We start from the raw sequence: 20826 nt of genomic DNA on the forward strand, positions 1-20826 counted from the left end.
ATCTCAAATCTCAAATCGATTGACTAATGCCCGACAACCTCGCACGCTCCAATACTAACCCAACTGCTAGAACCGTCGGCCCAATGTTCCTTTTTCCAAATCGGTACATTGTGTTTGAGCGTATCTATGGCGTACTGGCAAGCTGCAAAGGCCGAGTCCCGGTGGGGACAGCCAACAGCCACCAGTACGCTGATTTCGCCTACCTGCAAGTGTCCGACGCGGTGGTGAATGGCGACCCGATTGACATCGGCCCACTGGCGGCGGATTTCAGTAGCAATTTGCTGGAATACTCTCACGGCCATCGGTTCGTAGGCTTGATATTCTAGGGAAACTACAGCTTGACCGTCAGTTTGGTTGCGGACTGTACCGCTCATCATTACCACCGCTCCGTTCGCGGGGTCATCTGCCAAAGCGTATATTTCCTCTACAGACAACGGCGCTAAGGTAATGGCGAAGCTGTCTGATTCATGGCGTTGAGGAATTGTGCCGATCGAAAGTGCAGCCAAGGAGTTCATTGCGAAAGAATTGGTGCTGGAGAAGTTAATTGATCTTGACACAAATCAAGTCGCGATGGATTTGTCTTGCATTCTTGTCGGGGACATAGGGCGACTAATCTTGAGACCCATCTTGTAGCACGGGTAAGAGCTCGACTCCATCGCCCCGAACTTCTGCACCAGTGCGATCGGCTACACTATGACTGACCAGAAGCAAATTAAGATCGTGCTTGAAGACGAGCCGGATGCTTGTTCGATCGAATTAACTGCCGATATTGCTGTAGCAATTCAATAAATCAGCACCAAAATAAGTAGTGTCATTCGCAACTCAGTACAAGCAATTTCCAACCCCAATCGATAACTTCGTTCCCTTTTGAATGAAACAGTTAAGTTTAATTGAGCCCGGAGTTCCGATCCGCGTCTGCAAAATTTTGAGCAGTCGATGTAAACTTTATTTATTTTTTTGTTCCGGAAAGCTACATCAATGACATGATATACCTGTGCAGGGTTCAGGAAAATTAGCCAATACTCGGCAAAAGCAAGACCTTAACGCCATTTTGTGGCTTTTATGAAACATAAGTTAATAATTTGGGCTGTTAATTGAGGTTTTGACCTGAGTCTGCACCAATAAAGGTTAACAACAATCACGAGGAAACTATGGAAGCACTAGCATTGAGCCACTCTTTTGTTGCTTATGAATCTCCAGAGTCCGAACTCCAAGTCAAGTCGTTAGACCAACTGGGCTTGAAAATTCCTAATTCTGCATGGATAGGCGTTGCAGGTATGGCAGTAGCCCTATCTGTTCTGAGTGTCGGTGGCGAAGCCCAGGCCGCAGGTTGCTACCGCAAACACTGTGGCCATCGCGCCCATCACGGTCATCACAACTACGCCAAAGTTGTCACCAATGGGGGCCGACTGAATATCCGCAACCGCCCCAGTAGCTGTTCTCATGTAATCGGCAAGTTATATCGTGGAGACCACGTAAAATTAACCGGTCGTTACAAAAACGGCTGGGCACAAGTCAAAGGTGGCGGCTGGGTATCTGCGTCCTGGCTTTCCTAACTCTTAACTAGAGCACTTGACATTTCTAGAAAGAGTTTTAATCGTTACCCGGCCATACTGGGTAACGATTATTGTAAAGAGGCGATCGATCCTGAAAATCATGGAATATCCGAAATTCATGACCACGAATTTCAAAGGTGGTATCAAGCCCCCGGATTTATCCGTGGAATCAATCCAAAATCGAAAATCCAAAATCCTCAAGAAAGAGCATTTATCTCGCGCAAGTCAATCGAAAATCCAAAATCCAAAATCTAAAATCGATTGACTAACAACTAACAGCCTAAACTTTACCGCCGCCGATTAGATAAAGTAATGCCATCCGCACCGCCACGCCGCTGGTAACTTGCTGAGAAATCAGGCTAAACTGGGCATCGTCCATCAAATCCGAACTAATTTCCACGCCGCGGTTAACTGGGCCTGGGTGCAACACCTTCACATCCGGCTTGCAGAGTTTCAGTCGATCGCGCGTAATCCCGTACAAAGAATGGTACTCTCGTAAACTAGGCAGCAAATGGTCGCTCATCCGTTCCTTTTGCAGCCGCAAAGTCATCACAAAATCAGCATCGGCCAAAGCAGGTTCAAGCTGCCAGTGCAAAAATAACTTGCCTTCCCTACCATCGCCACACTCAGCAAACAACAGCGGTAGCAAAGTCGGCGGCCCGGCCAAATGAACCTCTGCCCCAGAAGCCGTTAAACTCCAAATATTAGACCTAGCCACCCGCGAATGCAAGATATCGCCCACCACAGCAATTTTTTTGCCCGCTAAAAGTTCCAGCCGCGGATTTTCGTTATCTAACAGAACACAAATAGTAAATAAGTCTAGCAAACCTTGCGATGGGTGTTCGTGCTGGCCGTCTCCAGCATTGAGAACGCTGACTCTTGACCCCAAGCGATCCATTTCCGAAGCAATCGTGCTGGGAACTCCAGCTTGTTCGTGCCGGATTACCATCAAATCCGTTCCCATCGCCAGATAAGTCTTAGCCGTATCCAGAATAGTCTCCCCCTTCGTTAGAGAAGAACTTCCAGGGGTAAAATTCAGCGTATCCGCTGACAGCCGCTTCGCCGCCAACTCAAAACTATTGCGAGTCCGGGTAGAAGGTTCAAAAAACAAATTCGCGACCACTTGACCCTGCAGGGCCGGCACTTTCTTCGTGCGGCGGCCGAGCACATCCCGAAAACTGGCTGCTGTTTGCAGCACCGTATCGTATTCGTCCGAGGTAAAATCAGCCAGAGTGAGAATGTGTCGCCTTGTCCAAGTCATACAATTTTAGATTTTAGATTTTAGATTTTAGATTGAATCAATCAGGACGGACGATGGGTTTGGAACTTGCTGGTACGCCCGCTGTGCTGTCGCCTTTGAATGTTCGATCGACATTTAGGGGTGGCGATCAACAGTATCCAACAATTTTCGATCGCTTTTGCGGTCAGTAGAGTTATAATCGGTTTATGTAGTTCACATCCCACTCTCACAGCGAACCCAGCGTCGAAGGTGAAACAGGTGTGGTTTACCCGCAGGAAAGCGGAAATTACGCTGTAGCAGCGAAAGCGCAGTAGTTGCAGTTTCTCCTACGCAAACTCAGCCTTTTCCAGAACAAGCCGAGCGCAGCCCTTGCATCTACTACTATGTGGAAACAATTGAGGCGGCAAACCTTCCACTGCCGATCGACAGCATACAGTGCGACATTTCACAGATGATTAATTCTTTGAAGTCGGTCTTGACTATTCAGTCTTGCTTATAGGGCCTTGTCAAAACGAACAGTGTTGAGATACAAGTTGAATATGTAGCTTCCCGACTAAAATCTACACGTATCTTGGCTAGACTGTTCTTGGCGAAACTGCGATAAAGAGTGTGCGCTGGGAAGTGGTAATTACACAAGATTTAAACAATTCAAGAGGTATTATGAGCCAGAAGGTGATACAGCCGATGGTTAAGTTCCAGCGTCAGGTGCATTCTCTCGTCACGTCTGACATTATCAAGCCCACAGACAGTATTTGGAAAATTGCTCTGCTTTACGGCGACGAATGGCCGTACTGGAAACAGCAATTGCTAGAGTTTGATTTTTCTATGCAAGACCCCGTGAGCGAATTGATAGCTGTAGAAGCTTGGGACGAAGAATAACAGAGGAGACGGAGGACTGGGGTGTCGGAGAGAAATTTTGAGGCGATCGGGTAAATTTTCTTTCATAAATTTCCGTTGCTAAATTCTTCCCTCTTCCCTCGGACCTTTGCTCTGTTCCTAATGACTAATGACTTCTGACTTCTATTAAAGGGAAGCTGCTAAAGCTCGAGCTAATTGTTGAGCAGTTTGAAAGCGATCCCCAGGCTTAGCTGCGGTGGTTCGCAAAATGGTGTCCCGCAGCTTGGGGGCGATCGTCGGAATATTATCGAGCTTAAACCCGTAACCTCCCGGTATTTTCCCGTAAAAGTTTTGAGGGCTTTGGGCCGTTAGCAAAAAAATTAAAGTAGGCCCAATAGCATATAAATCCGACTGAGGGAGAGGCTGTCCCCGGTCTTGTTCTGGTGCGGTGTAGCCTTCAACGCCGATGCGAGTGCCCGGAGGAGTGCCGATTTCTTTAACGGCACCAAAATCCAGCACTGTAATGCAATTGTCGCGGTGGCGCACCAGCAAATTAGCAGGTTTAATATCCCGATGGACGATCGGGGGTTTTTGAGAGTGAATGTAGTCCAAAACCTCACAGGTTTGGATCATCCACTCTATTGCTTGTTGGGGAGCAACAGGGCCGCGGTTGTAGATGCGTTTTTCTAAATCCTCGCCGTGGAGCATTTCCATCACCAAGTATTTTTTACCCCCTTCCACAAAAAAGTCAAAAAACTGAGGAATTCCCCGATGGTGGAGGGCCTTGAGAGTTTTAGCTTCACGTTCAAACAGTTCTTGAGCTTTGGCGATTTGAGCCATATCAGCATTCATTTCCTTGAGGACTACCAGAGAAGCGGCGGGGGAACTTCCGGGTTGTTGAGCTTTCGCTTTCTCTCGATCCCAGGCTAAAGTCGTTGTCCCCATACCGCCTTGGCCCAAAGTTCTTAGCACTTGGTAGTGGCGCACCGTGCGATCGACTTTAATCGGTTCGCCGCAGTGGATGCAGAATAAATTCCCCTGCGGGTTTCCCGCATGGGTACATCTCGGTGCCACGAGATTGACGGTGGGGTTCGCCTTAATTTTGCCGCCGAGTTCAATAGTAATCACTTGGAAATGCAGAATTGGGCCGCCCCGCGCCAACTGGATCAGGGCACCGTCGGATATCCAACCCTGAGACATGAGAATACCGTTAACCAAAGTGCCATTTGTCCCCGAATTGACTAAGTACCACTGGCTGGATCTCCCGCTATTAACTCTTTGCAGTTCCAGATGCTGCCGCGACACTAGAGCATTGGGGATCACAACGTGATTTTCAGGAGAGCGGCCGATGCGAATAATGGATTCGCTCTGGAAACTCCACTGTTGCAGGGGGGTTTGTTTTTCTGGATCTAAAAGAGTCAGCAGCATTTTCGCTTGATGTGGTTGAACTCCCTAATGTGGCAGTGAGAGTTGGCGGGAATTTACAGATTAGGGGCGTAGGGCTTTGAAAAATTAGAAATTAAAAATTAATTATGAGCTTCACACGTTAGTTTTAGGAAAACTTTATAATATCCTGATTATGATTAAAGATTTCATAAACCATGAATTTATAAATAGTTTTTGGGGAACAATTATTCATAAAATTTGTGAGGGGTCGATCGCTCCTTAAAAAACAGTCGATCGATTTAACAATTGCCACAACAAAAACTAGGTAAACAATCGCTAAACTTTTACGTAAATTTGATGTAGCAGCAGATTGTGATGTCAGCCCCACATATATATGTAGAGAAGACACTTCCCACGTTGCCCCGATAGCGATCGAGTATAAAACAGATTTTGCATCAGCCCGCCTGCAGACTAACTTCATTTTAGTTTATTTTTTTTCATTAGACTAACTATTTTTGTAAGTGAAAGCTCTTTCAACAATGATGAATCCACTTACTATCAAGCAACTTTATTCGGTAGATTTCCTGAACATAGTCTCAAAATTAAAGCTACTGATAAATGGTTGGTACTCCACAGCTTTTCTGCAATCTTATGGGTCTGCAATCAGTTTTTGAACACTCAAGCTGAAGCTGCTTTAACACCGGATACCTAGAAAACAGAGCGAGAAGTAAAGCTTTGCCCGGAAACGACAGAAGCTGTTTTTTTTCTATGCAACAATCGGAGGTTTAACCCAGGCAGTCACGGGGGAAAGCGCCACCTTTGGAAAAGTTGGCAGCATCCAAATTCTAAAATCGAAATGCGCCTACCTGCGCCCGAATGATAATTGCCGTGATATTGTCGTGACCGTTGCGTTTGTTGCCGAGTTCAATCAACTGGGCAACTCCCTGGTCGAGATCAGCTTGGGGATTGAACAGGGGTTCGAGAGTGTTCTGCCAGTGAGTTTCCAACAAATCATTATCTGTCAGGCCGTCGGAAGCCAAAATCAACAAAGTATCTTCGCACAAGTCTAAAAACTGCACCTCTGGCTTGAGAAAATTACTGTCTCGCGGGCCGATGGCTTGAGTTAGTTGATAGGCGTCGGGACGGGCATAAGCAGTTTCCGGGTCAACCCCGCGCTTAATTTCGCGCTGGCCTACTTCGTGGTCTGAGGTGATTTTTTCTAGGGTTTGTCCCTTTCTCAGTCGGTAGAGGCGGCTGTCGCCGACGTGGGCAACGGCGAATTGGGTGTCTTGAACTAAGACTGCGACTAGAGTTGTACCCATGCGGGCGCTGCCGGAGCGTCCGTCTTTTTGATTGATTTCAAAGATGGCTTTGTTGGCTAGCAGGACTCCCTCGCGGATGGTGTCTGCCGGAGGTAGTTGATTTTCCCAACGGGTTTGAAAGAATTCTCTGAGGGTTTCAGCCGCTAGTTGACTGGCTACTTCTCCGCTGTCGTGTCCGCCCATGCCGTCGCAGAGAATGTAAAGCCCTTTGGTTTGAAAAATGCGACCGAAGGAGCTTTCGAGTTTGTTTAGCTGAGTCCAGATGCTGAAGAAGTCTTCGTTGTGGTCGCGCGTGCGGCCAACATCGGTGAGGCCTGCGTCTTCTAAGCTATAAATCTGGAGTGGCATGGGCTGGGTTAAGACCTCGCCAACTTCGGGGGGGGACTCGTCGGGGCTGCGGTAATGCCTGCGCGTCGGGGTTGAGCTTGGTGAAGGTGCGGGTTGGAGTTCGAGGGGAACTGTTTCTAGGCGCGATCGCAATTCTTCGATTGTGTTAATCTCGCCTCTGTACATTTGTTGCAGCAATTCGAGCAATGCGCCAAACTGAGTGCGACGATCGGACTGGCTAAATATCACCTGCCACAATTGCCCCAAATCTACCAGTTGCAGGTTGGAGCCGGCCGGTTCGGGATAGAGGTATTGCAGCCGCAAAGAAGCCAAAGAAAAGGAAGAGTCGGGGTTGACTCGCAAATTTGTCAGTTCCAACAAGCTTTGCCGACAGCGCCAGGGTTCTAGGGCAGCCCACAGTTCTGTCATTTCGTGCAGCCAGTATAAAATTTGCTGGGTGGAAGTTTCGGGTTGATTCCAGCGTTCTACCAGCGGCGGCCATTGGGAACAGTCTTCTAGCAGCAGCACTGCCTGTTCGTTGTCTGACCAGCTATCGTGAATGACTGGCAGGTTTTGAGAGAATTGCCACCGGAGTGCCAGATAAGGTTCAGCTATGCCTTGGCAAAGCTCTGCTAAGGCGGGATTGGTTGAATTTTCTCCGTCTTTGATTGCTGCGGTGTAGGGGGATGTTCGTCTGGCGACGCTGGCAGAGTTGGCTGCTAGCATGGCTTTGAGGGGTGACATTTCCAGCGGCTGACAGTCCAAGACTGTTACTGCTACTGTGTCTGAGCGTTTTCTCGGCGGCACGGTTTCTAGGAGTTGGTAGCGCTGCTGAGTGTCTAAATAAGCTCCTGCTGGCTGGGAAGGGATGACATATTCTGAATTGGGGATGGGGAATTCTGGAGATGGGGGGGAGATGTCAGCTATGTTTGGGCTGTCGGGGTTCTCGGTTGCTTCCGGGATTTGTTGAGGCTGTGGTGCGGTTGTAAAATGCTGCTCAGATGGGGTTATTTCGCGCTCTGGTGCTGTAGTAGAGCTTTTTTCGGTTGTTTGAAAGGATGCTGGTACGATCGCCCCCACGGCTACCACAGGGTCAATTTCTGTGCTGCTGAATTCGCCGTCGCTTGGCTGTGGAGAAGTTGATGCGACTGCTATTGGGGGTTCGGCTGGGGTGGTTATTTCGGTTTTAATGGCGTCTGTGATTGGTTCAGGAGAGTTTTGGCGCGATGCGATTTCTGGAACCCTCTCTGGTTTTTGGGGAAACTCGGCTGGGGGTAGGGTGGACTCGTCTGCCTCGACTGCTGGAAAATTCGATCGACCGCAGATAATGGCCCGCCACACTTGACCTGTTGCGACGCCGCAATTCTGACATAATGCGGCGCTAAAAGCGACTTGGGCACCGCATTCGTGGCAAGGTTTGTAAATTAGGGAATTTCCGCATTGTTGACAAAACTTGTTTGGATTGGGATTTTCAAATTGGCAGCGGGGACAGAGAAGCATAGGGGTTTTAAATTGGAGATGGGCGATCTAGTGAAAGCGGTGGGGAGTTTTGGGTTGTGGCCTGTGAGTTAGGAGTTATGAGTTTTGGGCCTGACTCGCAACGGATAACTCTCATTGCCCTATGCCTTATTTTATCGGGATGAATTCAGAAGTAAGATATTTCTTAGAACTGAGATGTTGCATCGGTGTCAGGAATAGGCTTCTTAAGCCACATCTACAACAACCTCTCTCGCTTCAGGGCCCCAAACGCCAGCCCCACCGGCGGTAACAGCGTGCGGGCCCGACAATAAAAGTTATCTCATGAGTGGAACGGGCCGAAGAGCCCGTTCTTAACAATGGTGCAATATGTCAGTCAGAACTCATGTGTTGCACCATTCTCAATTACTTGTTTAGGAACAGGCAAGATGCCTGTTCCACAAGAAAATTCCTTCTTTGTGGAACAGGCATCTTGCCTGTTCTTGACAATAGTCCAATATCTCAGTTAGAAGAGAATTGCTGTAGAATCTTCTTGGAAAACGGTTTCTCGGGCGATCGACACAATGGTGGAAAGGGGTACTTCACAGAAATATTTCCGCCGGAATTGTTCTTCGGATACTGCTGCTAGGAATTGCGCTGCAAAACGGGCGGCGATGGGGGAATTTGGCACTGAGGATTGGATGGATTGGCTATGTAATAACTGTTGGGGGATTTGCTTTGGCGCGTCTTCCTGCTGTGCGGTTTCGGGTTGTCTGGTGATGTGGAAAGCTCGATCGCGATAATTGATTTTAAAACCGAGATATGTTAGGGTTTTGAACCCTAGTTGCAAGGATGTGTCGCTGATGCCGAGTTTCTGGCGGAGTTGCTGTCTGGTGACGGGTTTTTTGGTGCGGCTGAGGTATTTGGCGATGCCGATTAGCTGTTGGCAGATTTGCTGTGGGGGTACGAGTGGGGGTAATGTGTAGGCGATCGCGAGTTTTTTCTGAGTTTGCTGTGCTTGGCGAAACCAGATCCGCAGTTCGTCCCAGCTTGCGGGGCATTCTTTGAGGACGATCGAGTTGTCGCGATCGACCTTTTCGGAATTGTAAACTAGATTGTCGATCGGCATTGGAGATTCTAAGTTTGTGCTGGCTGCTAACAACTCTTCATCATTATTTGTATTGCGCCAGTCTACGATCCAATCTATTTTAGTTGGGGAATTGATTTGATTGTCTTCCGTGCGTTCCCGCACTGCTATGAGACGCACTTCATACCGAGATTTGTAAGTATTAAAATCGAGTTCAACGGTGACATCGCAGCGGCCTTGGGGAACTTCGTTTTGATTGTGTCCCCACCAAATGCCGGGAAATCCCGTATCGGTAGATTCATCCCTAATTGTAAATTCTGTTTTAAGATATTCTACTTTTTGCCCTTTCAAATCCTTGATTTTTTGATTCCATAGATTTTCAAACCAGCAGTTTTCAATCAGCAATTTGGGTGCGGGGTTGCCCATACCGCACGGTTCGAGCAATTTTAGTTCTTGAAATAAGTCTTTGCCTAATTCGGAGACAGTAATTTTTAGGTCGGCTTGAACTGGGGCGGCTGTTAAACTATCTGTACTGTATTGTTGTCGCAGTTGCTGATTTACCGCATCGGTAAATAGGGGGATATTTTCAACAGGGAGACTCAATCCGGCTGCAAAGGGATGACCACCAAATCTGTCCAATAAATGCGCTTGGTCTTTGACTAATTGGTAAAGGTCAATTTGATTGGCAGAACGGGCGGAACCCCTAGCTATTTTAGATTTTGGATTTTGGATTTTGGATTGGGGGAGTGTTGGTAATTCTGGGTTTAAGGAATCGATAAATTGTGTTTCCGGGGAATTTTCGTTAATTTGTTCGCTTCCTTCTGTGCTGAATAAAATCACGGGGCGGCCGTATTCTTGGGCGATTTGTCCCGCTACTAATCCTAATACTCCTACGGGCCATTGGGGGTCGCTGAGGACGATGACGCTAGTAGTTGAGAGGTCGAGTTTGGCTAGTTTGTTGGCGGCATCTTTGGCAACATCTTTTTGTAAAGATTTGCGCCGGGAGTTGGCAATTTCGGTTAAATTTGCTAGTTCTTCGCAGCGTTTTTTGTCGCGGCTGGTGAGGAGTTCTACGCAGAAGCTGGCGTCACCTTGAATGCGGCTGACGGCGTTGATTCGGGGGCCGAGTCCGAAGGAAATGTCGGTTGGGCGATCGCCCGATCTTTTGCACAGTTCGAGCAATTTTGCAACTCCTGGGCGGGTGGGATTTGTGAGTTGTTTTTGCAGTTGTTCGATTCCGAGTTGTGCTAGGTAGCGGCAGTCTCCTGTGAGTTGGACTAAATCGGCAATTAAGCCGATCGCTACTAATTCTAATAAATCTGCGATCGGGCGCTGCGGAATATCCGGTAATGTGTGATATAATGCTTCAATTAATTTGTAAGCTACTCCCACTCCTGAAAGGTTAAATAGTTGGTGGTTTGGGGGAAAGTAGCGGGGATTGATAATGGCTGTAGCTGGCGGGCGATCGTCTGGTAATGTATGATGGTCGGTGACAATTGTATCGATGTTTAAGCTGGTGGCATATTCGATTTCGGCGATGTTTGTACTGCCTGTATCGCAGGTGATAATTAAGCTAATTTCCGCTTTTGCTAAGGCATCTATTCCTGGGATATTGAGTCCGTGAGATTCGGTTAAGCGGTTGGGAATGTAATAAGTTAGTTGGTCATTTTGAGTAAAAAATTCTCCCAGTCCATCCCACAAAACGGAGGTTGAGGTAATGCCGTCGGCGTCGAAGTCTCCCCAAATTGCGACTTTTTCTGCGCTGTTTCGTGCTTGCTGGATTCTTTCTATCGCCCAGTTCATTTCTAGTCCGAATTCAAAGGGACTTGCTGGTTGGTAAAGTTTTGGATTTAAAAAACCGGGTATTTGTTCTGGGTTGTGAATTCCTCTATACCAGAGAAGTGCGGCGGCATAGTTTCCGGGGAGTTCTGGTGCGTGGTTCCTGACAGCTTGGATCAGCCAAGCTGGGGGTTGGGATAGGGGTTGAGTTGGCAAATTTTGAAGTATTTCTGTCATAAGTTATTTCATTAATTCCTGTAGGGGCGGGTTCACCAACAATCTTTCATTCACATCCACAATATCTATAAACCCGCCCCCACCGGGCGACTAATAGTTGCATAGTACAAGATTTGAATTAAATAAATATTTCATCGATTATAGCAAGATTTGGTAGCCAATCTGTAGGAGTTTCTGCGAGAAGATCGGGTGAGGTAATTTTTGTGTCGGTTGTGCGGTTGCAGCGAGTGGCAAATTGACAGGAATCGCAAAGATTGGAACTAATTTCTACTTGGGGTAAGAATTCGCCGCCTTCGGTATAGCGCTGTCGCCAGTCGGTTAGCTGCTGCAAGAGGTTGGTTAAATCTTGTTTTGTGCGATCGTGTTCTGTTTGGTTGTAATAAAATGTGAGTTTTTGCGGCGGTTCTTCTCCTTGCAATTGTACGAACCAATATGTCATGGAAACTTGTTCGGGGGAATAGTCGCTGGTTTCTACTAGAACATATAAATAGAGGCGAGTTTGCCAACTTTCAGCTATCCATTTTGACTTTTGAGGGCGGGGATAGGTTTTCCAGTCGAGAATTTGGGCGGCGTTTGGTTCGGCTATTAGCAAGTCATAGATAACGGTGAATAGGTAGTCTTGGAAAATTAGGGTGCGGGGGTGTTCGGCTTGGCGGAAAATTCTATCGCTATTTTCTGAATTGGCGAAAAGTTCGGGTGCGGTGTTGATAAATGCTGCCACACAGCGTCCCAGTTCGGGGTCTTGTTGGATGATGAATTCAATGGGAAGTCCGAGTTCTCGCTGCTGCATTAATAGGTGAAAGTGGCTTCCCCATGTGAGTTTTTCTTTGTGTTCTGGGGATGCGGTGGTGGCTAGGAGTTCGAGGTAGCTATGTTGGAATTTGCGGGGGCATTCTTCGAGGATTTTGAGTTGGGTTTGGGAGAGTCGGAGCATTTTTATTTAAGGATATTCATATTGTTTGTTGCTGCTGCTTGTAGTTAGAATCTTCGTCGCAGTCAATAGTACCGAACAATTCCAATACTTTCAGTTGTTTTCTCATTGCAGCTTTAACAGCAGGATGAATCAATTCTTCAGGAATTCGATTGCGCTCAATATAAGTATTTATTTCTTCTTGGTTATCCAAATAAAAGCTCAGCGCGTCAAAAATTTGAGCTAATTTCAGGTGAGGTAAGTGCATGGGGATTTCTTCAGGAGTAATACCCAAACGCCACAATTCAACGATCGCCCGAACGGAAGTCCTGGTTCCTGCGATAATTGGTTCGCTTTGCAAGATTTCAGGGTGACGTGCGACATAACGCGAAACAGATTGTAGATTCATGGCAGATTAACAGGGCAGATATATTTTTATTATATGTTATGATTGAGGCTATAAGTGTGTAAAAAATTAAGGGCGATTCTCTACGGGATAGCTATGCTTCACGCATTTTTCGCTAACTTCTCTACAACTTCCCAATTTGTTGAGCAAACCACATCGCCGCCGTCCCATTTCCCTCACCCAAAAGTTTTAAAGTCTCCGAGAGTAAAGCAATTGGCAATCCCTCAAGAGCACCGGAAATTTCGCATTCTTGATATTTCCCGTTTTCCTGCAAGCGAAATGCCAAAACTCTCTCACCCTTAATATCTACTACCCAATACTCAGGAATTCCCAGCGCAGCATACAACCGCTTTTTTTCATCTAAATCGCTGGCCAAAGTAGTATCGGAAGTTTCTATAACTAAATCGGGGATTCGCGATTTATTCAGATTGACTCGGCGCGGTTCACCTTTTTGCCACTGGATGAATTCTCCGCCGACATATAAAATGCGATCGGGCGCACCTCCTCCCACCTTTGGCTTCTCAATTACACATCCACCCAAATCATCGAAAGCTTGTCCTCCTTTGCTGACAAACCAAAATCCAAACACCAGAGTCAAGAGGTTGTTAAATCTGGCGTGATTAATTCCTTCATTACCCATGTCTATCCAAAGATATCCTTCATAAAAAAATATTCTGGCTTCCTCCAAAGATGGATCTTCGCAAGCCGCTACATAATCTTCCCACGTCGCGGCTTGCCATTGGGGAATTTCACCCACTTGAGACACGATGAATTTTGGAGTTGTATAAGTCATGATTCAAAAGCAAATTGAGGATATTTTTATCCTAACTGAAGTTGATATTTATCTGCTGGATGCCCAGAAACCGGGTTTTTGCGAAAATACTCGTTACAGCCCGCAAAAACCGCAAAAAACCCGGTTTCTTTGATTTTGATGCGGTGTTTATCGAATTGCTGTGGGCGCCGCAATTGGTACTTCTAAGTCTGGTTGCAAGTCAAAGACTACGACAAGTGTTGCTTGAGGCATGAGTTGACGCAGACACAGCAAGTGCCCGTCAGCATCCGATCGACTGCGAAATCGCCCCACAATCGCCCGCTGCATACTGGGCATGAGTTTGGCAATCGCCCAAGGGTAAAGGCGTTTTTGGTACGCGATCGCACTAGGATTCGCTGCGAATCCCTGTTGATAACCGTTTTGTGGCATAATCGTGTTGTATTCGTAAGGAGTACACAAAAGGCGTTAGTAAGTTTCTTCGCGGGAATGTACTAACGCCTTTTCCATTAAAATTCAAGCACATATCACAAGAATTGTCAATTGTCAATTCTTAACGCTAAGTTTTAACGGTTATCCTATCTGAAGCTTTTATCGGCTATGGATTTGAGGGTTTTAGTAAGTGTTGAATTGTTTGCAAAAGTGATATATTTTTGATTGTTAACCGCAAATGAACGCGGATAAACGCGGATGAAGGAAAGATAAATTTAGTATGAGTTAAGGGGCGATCGCACTTAATCACACATCACAAAATCACTCTTTTGTTAATACAAAAACACTGTCTTTATTCCCCCGTCCAATCCGCAAATCTTTATCCAAATAAGTGACATCCAGCCATCCCTGCTGTTCGCGAGTATCCAGCCCGAAATCTACAGCAGCGAACTTTTTACCCGACTCAATCTCATCGATAAACTTCCCCGGATATTCATAGCCAATCAACCTGCTTAAACCTACTATAGACCGCTCAAACTTCACCTGCACTCGCCGTTCGGAAGTTGGCTCAAATCTTGCTGCTACACTGACAATTCCTTCCAAATAAGGCAAGCCGTAAAGTTCGCCAATGTTGTAAATTTTAGATTCTTTGACGCGGATAGATTGATAAATTTGACCCAATTTCACCAAGGGAAAACTGTCGAGATTCAGCAGTTCGCGGCTGGTGGTGTACAATAACCGCCAATCACCATTTAAAAGCTCTCCGGCTTCGACAGGGCGTGGTGTGGGGTTGTAATCTTCCAATTGGGCGATCGCGCTTAAAATCGCTTGTTTGTCGCTAGGGGTAGCCAGCAAACCGCGATTCTTACCAGCAATTATCTCTAAGAGTGCAGATTTTCTAAGCATGATTTTTAAAGAAGGAAGAACACGGATTTTGACACGAATACACGGATTAATTATCGAAGGTGAGGCAAAAGTCAGACCCCTCTTTTCTTCAGTCTCAAGAGAGAGGGACGAAATTTTGTGTACTAGCGATTAAAATCGCCGATTCCGCAGAGTATTAAGCTGTTGTGCATTTAAATAGAATGTCAAAAAACAATCTAATTCTTGTGGGGTGGGCGTCTCGCCCGCCCTGAATATGCAATTTAAATGCGTGACAGCTTAACAACTAATAACTAAGATATCAAATTTCACCAAATAAAGCAAAGTCCGATACAGGTCGGCTAATTCTTGCTCGTTTTTAACGTAGCGTCGGATAAGTTCCCCCACGCCGATCGCACCTTCCTGCTTAATTGTCTCCAATATCTCCATCTGAATGTTAACAGATGTTCTCCTATCCTCACCAAAACTGGTAAACCTAATTGTCTGTACCTGCTTGAAAAGTTCTGGTGTGGCGATCGCACCCAGACTCAGCATCATCTCATTGCTTAAACTTCTAGTCGCATAATTAGCCAATACCCGAAACGGATCGTCGCCTAGGGGATAAGGCGGCTTCCCAGGTTTTAAAGGTGCTGACTCCGGTGCCCCCTGGCGAATTTCTGCTAATTCCCGCCACAATTGTTCGTAAGCAGCAATTACTACTTTCCAATCATAAATTTCCCTCGCCCTTTGTCGGGCATTTTCCCCCATCCGCTTTCTCAATTCGGGGTTTTCAATTAATTCACACAACGCCAGGGTGCAAGCATCAATGTCAACTGCTGTGGCGAGGGAAGTGTGACCCATGTAAGTCGGCCAATTTAAGCTGCCGTCGAGATAATTTAGGGCTAAATCTAAACAAGATTCGGGGGGCGGGATGAGTGTGGGAATGCGGAAGCCGTCTATTTCGTGGCGTACAGATTCTTTGTATCCGTTCCAATCGGAGACTATGGCCGGGAGTCCGTTCGCCATGGCTTCTATTGGTGTCAGTCCGAAGGATTCTTGAATGTTGTCGGAAAGCGAAATGAAAATGTCGGCCGCCGACCAAATATTTATTCTAATTTCGGGCTGTCTCCCATCTAAAAAAATAGCATTCACCGAGGGACAAAATATTGGCGCGCTCTTTTTAAAGTCGGGTTCTTCTCTCGGATCTTCGATCCAACCGGCTTGAATTAAGTGGATTTTGGCTTTTGTCTGTTGTGCGGCCCGTTCTAGGGCGATGTACATGGGTACTGGATGAGCTTTTGCAGAAAAAGTCAATCTACCGACAAATAACACAACAATATCTTCGGGATAAATGCCGAGTTCTTGTCGCATTTGGTGGCGAATATTCACTGCTTCCACACCCTGCGGAAACGCGCTGCAATCGACTCCGAGGGGAATAACGGGGAATTTGACCAAAATTTCCGGTTTACCGCCGTTGCGCTGGGCTAAATATTCAGACCACTCTCTCATAACTCCTTCTACTGCTGTTTTCACGGCGGCAGATGTGCAGATCAGGGCGTCCCAAGGCTGCATGGGTGCGGTGATCAAATCGCCGATCGCCTCCATGATGTATTTTGTACCGATCGTGTGAGTAACGCCGCAAACGCTGTAGGCCCGCTGATCGACAAATCTGCGCGCCCAAACCATCTGCGACAGAACCGGATCGGGTCGGTAAATTGTGCCCGGTTGAGATAGCAAATCCGGTCGTTCCATGGGAATCCAGCGGACTTTCCGAGGTGTTTGCAGCCAAGGTTGGATGTGCGAACAAAACTCTTTAAAGGTTGTTTCGCTATCGGCGCAACAGTAGAGAGAGTCGGCGGTTCCGTGTTGGACTAAGCTTTTGAGAAACCCTTCTCCGGCTGAATGACGCCCCAGAAGTTTTTTGCCTCCGGTGTGGTAGCCCTCTTTGTTGTATAAAACCGCTGCCGTTATATCCATTCTGAGATTTATTGCTTGAGAGTTGACTGAAGAAGCCAGAGGGCATTCGGGATCAGGCTTTGATGAAAAACCAGGAGACTGTTGTGAATCAAACCCTTGCTGTTAGGGAGGCTTGCAGAACAGGATCGCCGCTTGTCCCGCGATATCTTAAAGACGATCGTCTTAGAGTACAATGCTTACGGCTAAAGAAGGATTGGCAAGAGCGGATTTTAGTGCTATCCTCATGCCCATGCTTGGGGGCGATCGCCTTTTGGGTCTCCCATCTTATCCGATCCGGAACCAAACAGTGCCTGTGGTATAATGCTTTAGCCTTGCTAAATGCCCGATTTGCAAGTGCTTGATCAAAGCAGCAGTTCGTCGGCAAAACGTTACCTCTACTCGATCGCGTCTTTGTCTTTAAAAACCGATAATCATGTACAACCCATCTCTGCGTCAAATTCCTCGCCATTTACCTGCGGATGTAATTCCATTAAAACAGCAATCTTCTCTTTTAGACTGGTTGGAATCTAACAATCGCCTGTTAGCAAGGGATGTCCAAGAACCCGACTATCTGCACGAAGAAGAAATTTCTGAACTGATGGCAGTTGACGACAGTCCTTACGATGATTTAGAAGATGAAGTAGAAGAGGATGTGAGTGTAGGCGAAGAATAACGGGTAAAAGGGTGAAGAAATCAACCGGAAACAGGGAAGAAAAACTCAGAGATTTCTCAATCTCCTGTATCGCACCCTATTCCCCCATTGTCAATTGCTTATTCTCAAATAGTGTGTGGTGAGGAGTGTTATGGATAACTTTTTGGATGAGAAAATCTCTTTTAGTCTGCCTTTCAAACTTACAGGCAAGAATTTATTCCTGCTGCTGGGTTTGGGGCTCGGCACTGTAGCGATCGGTTTAGATGTAGTAGCGGGTAGATTTTTGAATTTACCTGCATCGCTATTTATGCCGCTAGTTGTTTGTGCTGTAGTTGCGTCGGGGTTGGGCTATGCAGTGGTGCCCGTACTCCAGCAACTAAAAGCAGGACAAATAATTCGCGAAGACGGCCCCCAAGCCCATTTGAAAAAAGCGGGAACGCCGACAATGGGAGGCATCTTTTTTATACCTGCTGGGGTAGCAGTCGCTTTACTTTGGTCTAAGTTTAACTCAGATGTTGTTGCCGTATCGGCTTTAACTTTAGCTTACGGTTTCATTGGCTGGCTCGATGACTGGCAAATTCTGCGACGTAAGTCGAACAAAGGTATTTCACCTCGGATGAAATTGGCTTTGCAAATAAGTTTTGCTGCTCTATTTTGTCTGTGGCTGATGTTTCATCAACCTGCAATTTCTACGAATGTTGCTTTGCCTTTCGGTTGGGTATTGCCATTAGGTTTGCTGTTCTGGCCGCTGGCTGGTTTTGTGCTAGTTGCCGAAAGCAATGCTACTAATATTACCGATGGTGTTGACGGGTTGATGGGAGGTTTGGGGGCGATCGCACTTTTGGGATTAGGCGCATCTGTAGCCTCAACTTCGCCAGAATTAATGATATTTTGCGCTTGCATCAGCGGCAGTTGTTTCGGTTTCTTAGCACACAACCGCAATCCAGCCAAGGTGTTTATGGGCGATACAGGTGCTTTAGCTTTGGGCGGTGCGTTGGGTGCGGTAGCTTTATTAACAAATAGCCTTTGGATATTATTAATTATCAGCGGGATTTTCTTTATTGAAACGCTGTCAGTAATTGCTCAAGTAGGTTATTACAAAGCTACAAAAGGGCCTGATGGAATCGGCAAGCGTCTGTTAAGAATGGCTCCACTGCACCATCATTTAGAGTTGTGCGGCTGGTTGGAAACTCAGGTTGTTGGGATATTTTATTTAACAAACGGGGTGTTAGTGTTAATGATTTTGATGTTTACTAGCAACAGTTAACAGCGGATTTGGTAACGGATTGTGCAGGGGATGCAAGAGATATTTTCTCCTATTTCAAAGAAACAGGCTTTCCGGCCTGTTCCACAATAACTGAATGCAGTTGTGGAACGGGCCGGAAAGCCTGTTTAAGGGAAAGAAACAGGCTTTCCGGTCTGTTCCACAATAACTCAATGCAGTTGTGGAACGGGCATCTTGCCCGTTTAAAGCTAAAGCAACACGCTTTTGGGCTGTTCCACATTTCTTAGTCTCTTAGAGAGGGACTTCGTTTCTGTAGTAAGTAGCAGTTTCAACCGCCGAACAATCTATAATATCCCTAGTTAATGCAATGGAAACAAAAAAAATCAGGGGCAATATTGGAAGAATTGTTTCATCTACAAGCCTTCTATTGCTGGCTGCTAGCTTAGTTTTTTACTGGAACCTCGTTAGGCTGGGTTATGCTGTTCCAATTCCCTACATTTTAGACGTTTTCTGCTTAAATAACTGTCCGGCTGATGATTTAAATATTTGGCATACCCAATTACCGCCCGATAATTTATTAAACTATGACAAGCCGCTAAGACAAATTTTAGGCGAACCAGATAAGTTAGATAAAAATAGAATTTCCATCCTAGTTGAAAAATCCAAATACAGGCTGACTGTATACGATAGCAAAAAGCCAGTAAAATCTTATCCTGTAGTATTTGGTGGCAACCCCACAGGTGATAAATTAAAAGCAGGGGATTTGCGGACGCCGGAAGGTGTTTTTAGTATTAAAGATATGTACCCTCACGAAACTTGGTCAAAGTTTCTGTGGCTGGATTATCCAACTAAACAATCTTGGCGCAAACACGTAAAAGCCAAGCAAAACGGTACAATTGGCTGGGGCGACAGTGTAGGCAGCGAAATCGGGATTCACGGCGTTCCTCCTAATTCGGATAATATTATAAAATATCGATCGAACTGGACTTTGGGATGCGTTTCGCTGGAAAATAAGGATGTTGAGGAGTTGTATCAGTTTGTGCAGAAGGGAACGGCAGTAGAAATTAGTCCGTAGTCAGCAGTCAGTAGTCATTAGGAGGAAGTACAAACATTAATCCGTGTATCCGTGTCATAATCCGTGTTGTGCCTCCTTCCCCATGAACAACAAAATGTTTTTACCGGAAGTTTCGGTGGTAGTGCCAGTTTACAACGGCGAGGCAGATTTGCCGGATTTGATCGAGTGTTTACGATCGCAAACTTATCCGCCACACAGAGTAGAATATCTCTTAGTAGACAACAACAGTCGCGATCGCACTTCAGCAATCCTCCAAACAGCAGCCTCTAACCCCCCCTCACTCCCCCCCTTGGTAACGGGAGGAAGCAATTTCAATCACATAACCATTCGCCACCTCACCGAAAATCAGATTCAAAGTTCCTACGCCGCCCGCAATCAAGGAATTCGCGCATCCACAGGCGAAATCATTGCATTTACCGATGCAGACTGTCGCCCGGAATCTGACTGGCTGGAAAATTTAGTTAAGCCATTTGTTGACTTAGAAGTAGGAATTAGCGCTGGGGAAATACTCGCTTTGCCCGGTAAAACTATCTTAGAACAACACGCCGATCGCCAAAATACTTTATCTCAAAAACATACTCTCGCTCACCCTTTTTGTCCCTACGGTCAAACAGCAAACTTAGCTGTACGGAGGCTAGTCTTACAACAAATAGGATTATTTCGCCCGCATCTCACCAGCGGCGGCGATGCTGACTTGTGTTGGCGGATTTTGCGGGAAACATCCTATAAAATGTATTTTGCCGAAAATGCGATCGTCCGACACCGCCACCGTTATACAATAAAACAGTTGCAAAGTCAATGGTATCGGTACGGCGAATCTAATAAATATTTGCACGAACTCCACGGTGTCGATTTGATGCGAGAATTCACAACAGGGGAATATTTTTACCGGCTGGCTAGGTGGCTGTTAAAGGAATTTCCGGTTGCGGCTGCCAAAAGTGCGATGGCCCAAGCCGATATGGTAGATTTGTTTAATACGCCGATCGGTCTAGTGAATGTTAGGGCAAGGGCGATCGGACAGCGCCAAGCCAAACTTCCTTTAGCAGCTTGGCAGATTGAGCGATTTTAATATTTTAGACCATAAGCACTTCACGGGCGGGGAGGATGCCCAACTCCTACTCCCCACAAAAAAATTGAATTCTTTGTGGAACAGGCATCTTGCCTTTTCTAAATAAGCATTTCACGGGCAGGCAGGAAGCCCAACCCCTACTCCCCACAAAAAAATTGAATTCTTTGTGGAACAGGCATCTTGCCTGTTCCTCAAAATGGTGCAAGATGTGCGATCGACAAATATTCGTTTGTACACCATCCCGC

The 20826-nt window shown here is 46.4% G+C and carries 19 protein-coding genes; 8 read left to right on the forward strand and 11 right to left on the reverse strand.

What is annotated here, in order from left to right; all coding sequences use genetic code 11:
- Window positions 1-23: 23 nt before the first annotated feature.
- On the reverse strand, window positions 24-515 hold the full coding sequence (locus tag QUB39_RS16450; protein WP_333055327.1) for a molybdenum cofactor biosynthesis protein MoaE: 492 nt from the start codon (window positions 513-515) through the stop codon (window positions 24-26).
- 636 nt (window positions 516-1151) lie between these two features.
- Here QUB39_RS16450 and QUB39_RS16455 point away from each other — a divergent pair.
- The gene (locus QUB39_RS16455; protein WP_333055329.1) at window positions 1152-1556 is read left to right on the forward strand and encodes an SH3 domain-containing protein; all 405 of its coding nucleotides are present in this window, start codon (window positions 1152-1154) and stop codon (window positions 1554-1556) included.
- Between the two features lie 280 nt (window positions 1557-1836).
- Here the strand turns inward: QUB39_RS16455 and QUB39_RS16460 are convergent, their stop codons facing one another.
- Window positions 1837-2817 (reverse strand): aspartate carbamoyltransferase catalytic subunit, encoded by a 981-nt coding sequence (locus QUB39_RS16460; RefSeq protein ID WP_333055331.1) that lies wholly within the window; start codon window positions 2815-2817, stop codon window positions 1837-1839.
- A 32-nt stretch (window positions 2818-2849) separates the two neighbouring features.
- Here QUB39_RS16460 and QUB39_RS16465 point away from each other — a divergent pair, with 32 nt between their 5' ends.
- Together QUB39_RS16465 and QUB39_RS16470 are read left to right on the forward strand one after the other, a co-directional pair.
- Window positions 2850-2987 (forward strand): hypothetical protein, encoded by a 138-nt coding sequence (locus QUB39_RS16465; protein ID WP_333055332.1) that lies wholly within the window; start codon window positions 2850-2852, stop codon window positions 2985-2987.
- Between the two features lie 469 nt (window positions 2988-3456).
- Window positions 3457-3675, forward strand: coding sequence for a DUF4327 family protein (locus tag QUB39_RS16470; RefSeq protein ID WP_193973492.1), 219 nt, complete (start codon window positions 3457-3459; stop codon window positions 3673-3675).
- 144 nt (window positions 3676-3819) lie between these two features.
- Here the strand turns inward: QUB39_RS16470 and QUB39_RS16475 are convergent, their stop codons facing one another.
- The 6 genes from QUB39_RS16475 to QUB39_RS16500 all read right to left on the reverse strand — a co-directional run bounded on the left by QUB39_RS16475 (window position 3820) and on the right by QUB39_RS16500 (window position 13335).
- Window positions 3820-5061 carry a protein kinase domain-containing protein gene (locus QUB39_RS16475; RefSeq protein ID WP_333055333.1) on the reverse strand — a complete coding sequence of 414 codons (1242 nt, stop codon included), beginning with the start codon at window positions 5059-5061 and terminating at the stop codon, window positions 3820-3822.
- An 803-nt stretch (window positions 5062-5864) separates the two neighbouring features.
- Window positions 5865-8168: a serine/threonine phosphatase gene (locus QUB39_RS16480; protein ID WP_333055334.1), complete on the reverse strand. Its 2304-nt coding sequence runs from the start codon at window positions 8166-8168 to the stop codon at window positions 5865-5867.
- 481 nt (window positions 8169-8649) lie between these two features.
- The gene (locus tag QUB39_RS16485; protein ID WP_333209639.1) at window positions 8650-11226 is read right to left on the reverse strand and encodes a DHH family phosphoesterase; all 2577 of its coding nucleotides are present in this window, start codon (window positions 11224-11226) and stop codon (window positions 8650-8652) included.
- A gap of 118 nt (window positions 11227-11344) precedes the next feature.
- A complete protein-coding gene (locus tag QUB39_RS16490; protein WP_333055337.1) occupies window positions 11345-12160 on the reverse strand; it encodes a PD-(D/E)XK nuclease family protein in 816 nt (271 codons plus the stop codon).
- Window positions 12161-12176: 16 nt separating this feature from the next.
- A complete protein-coding gene (locus QUB39_RS16495; RefSeq protein ID WP_445243032.1) occupies window positions 12177-12545 on the reverse strand; it encodes a DUF433 domain-containing protein in 369 nt (122 codons plus the stop codon).
- Between the two features lie 121 nt (window positions 12546-12666).
- Window positions 12667-13335 carry a Uma2 family endonuclease gene (locus QUB39_RS16500; protein WP_333055339.1) on the reverse strand — a complete coding sequence of 223 codons (669 nt, stop codon included), beginning with the start codon at window positions 13333-13335 and terminating at the stop codon, window positions 12667-12669.
- Between QUB39_RS16500 and QUB39_RS16505 the strand changes: the two genes are divergently transcribed.
- A complete protein-coding gene (locus QUB39_RS16505; protein WP_333055341.1) occupies window positions 13334-13468 on the forward strand; it encodes a hypothetical protein in 135 nt (44 codons plus the stop codon). The two genes, QUB39_RS16500 and QUB39_RS16505, sit on opposite strands and share 2 nt — an antisense overlap.
- Window positions 13469-13482: 14 nt before the next feature.
- On the opposite strand, the gene QUB39_RS16510 is transcribed toward QUB39_RS16505, so the two are convergent.
- The 3 genes from QUB39_RS16510 to QUB39_RS16520 form a co-directional block, all read right to left on the reverse strand.
- Entirely contained in the window at window positions 13483-13743 is a 261-nt protein-coding gene (locus tag QUB39_RS16510; RefSeq protein ID WP_333055342.1) for a hypothetical protein, read from the reverse strand.
- 321 nt (window positions 13744-14064) lie between these two features.
- The gene (locus QUB39_RS16515; RefSeq protein WP_333209642.1) at window positions 14065-14649 is read right to left on the reverse strand and encodes a PAP/fibrillin family protein; all 585 of its coding nucleotides are present in this window, start codon (window positions 14647-14649) and stop codon (window positions 14065-14067) included.
- Between the two features lie 255 nt (window positions 14650-14904).
- The gene (locus QUB39_RS16520) at window positions 14905-16581 is read right to left on the reverse strand and encodes a glycosyltransferase family 4 protein (protein ID WP_333209644.1); all 1677 of its coding nucleotides are present in this window, start codon (window positions 16579-16581) and stop codon (window positions 14905-14907) included.
- Window positions 16582-16993: 412 nt separating this feature from the next.
- Between QUB39_RS16520 and QUB39_RS16525 the strand changes: the two genes are divergently transcribed.
- From QUB39_RS16525 to QUB39_RS16540, 4 genes are all read left to right on the forward strand, one after another.
- On the forward strand, window positions 16994-17233 hold the full coding sequence (locus QUB39_RS16525) for a DUF3134 domain-containing protein (RefSeq protein WP_190659900.1): 240 nt from the start codon (window positions 16994-16996) through the stop codon (window positions 17231-17233).
- 130 nt (window positions 17234-17363) lie between these two features.
- Window positions 17364-18479 carry a phospho-N-acetylmuramoyl-pentapeptide-transferase gene (gene mraY, locus QUB39_RS16530; RefSeq protein WP_333209646.1) on the forward strand — a complete coding sequence of 372 codons (1116 nt, stop codon included), beginning with the start codon at window positions 17364-17366 and terminating at the stop codon, window positions 18477-18479.
- Window positions 18480-18804: 325 nt separating this feature from the next.
- A complete protein-coding gene (locus QUB39_RS16535) occupies window positions 18805-19512 on the forward strand; it encodes a L,D-transpeptidase (protein ID WP_333209648.1) in 708 nt (235 codons plus the stop codon).
- An 82-nt stretch (window positions 19513-19594) separates the two neighbouring features.
- On the forward strand, window positions 19595-20581 hold the full coding sequence (locus tag QUB39_RS16540) for a glycosyltransferase (protein WP_333209650.1): 987 nt from the start codon (window positions 19595-19597) through the stop codon (window positions 20579-20581).
- Window positions 20582-20826: the final 245 nt, after the last annotated feature.

Origin of the sequence: Microcoleus sp. AT8-B5 (assembly GCF_036705565.1) — a bacterium.
GTDB lineage: Bacteria > Cyanobacteriota > Cyanobacteriia > Cyanobacteriales > Microcoleaceae > Microcoleus.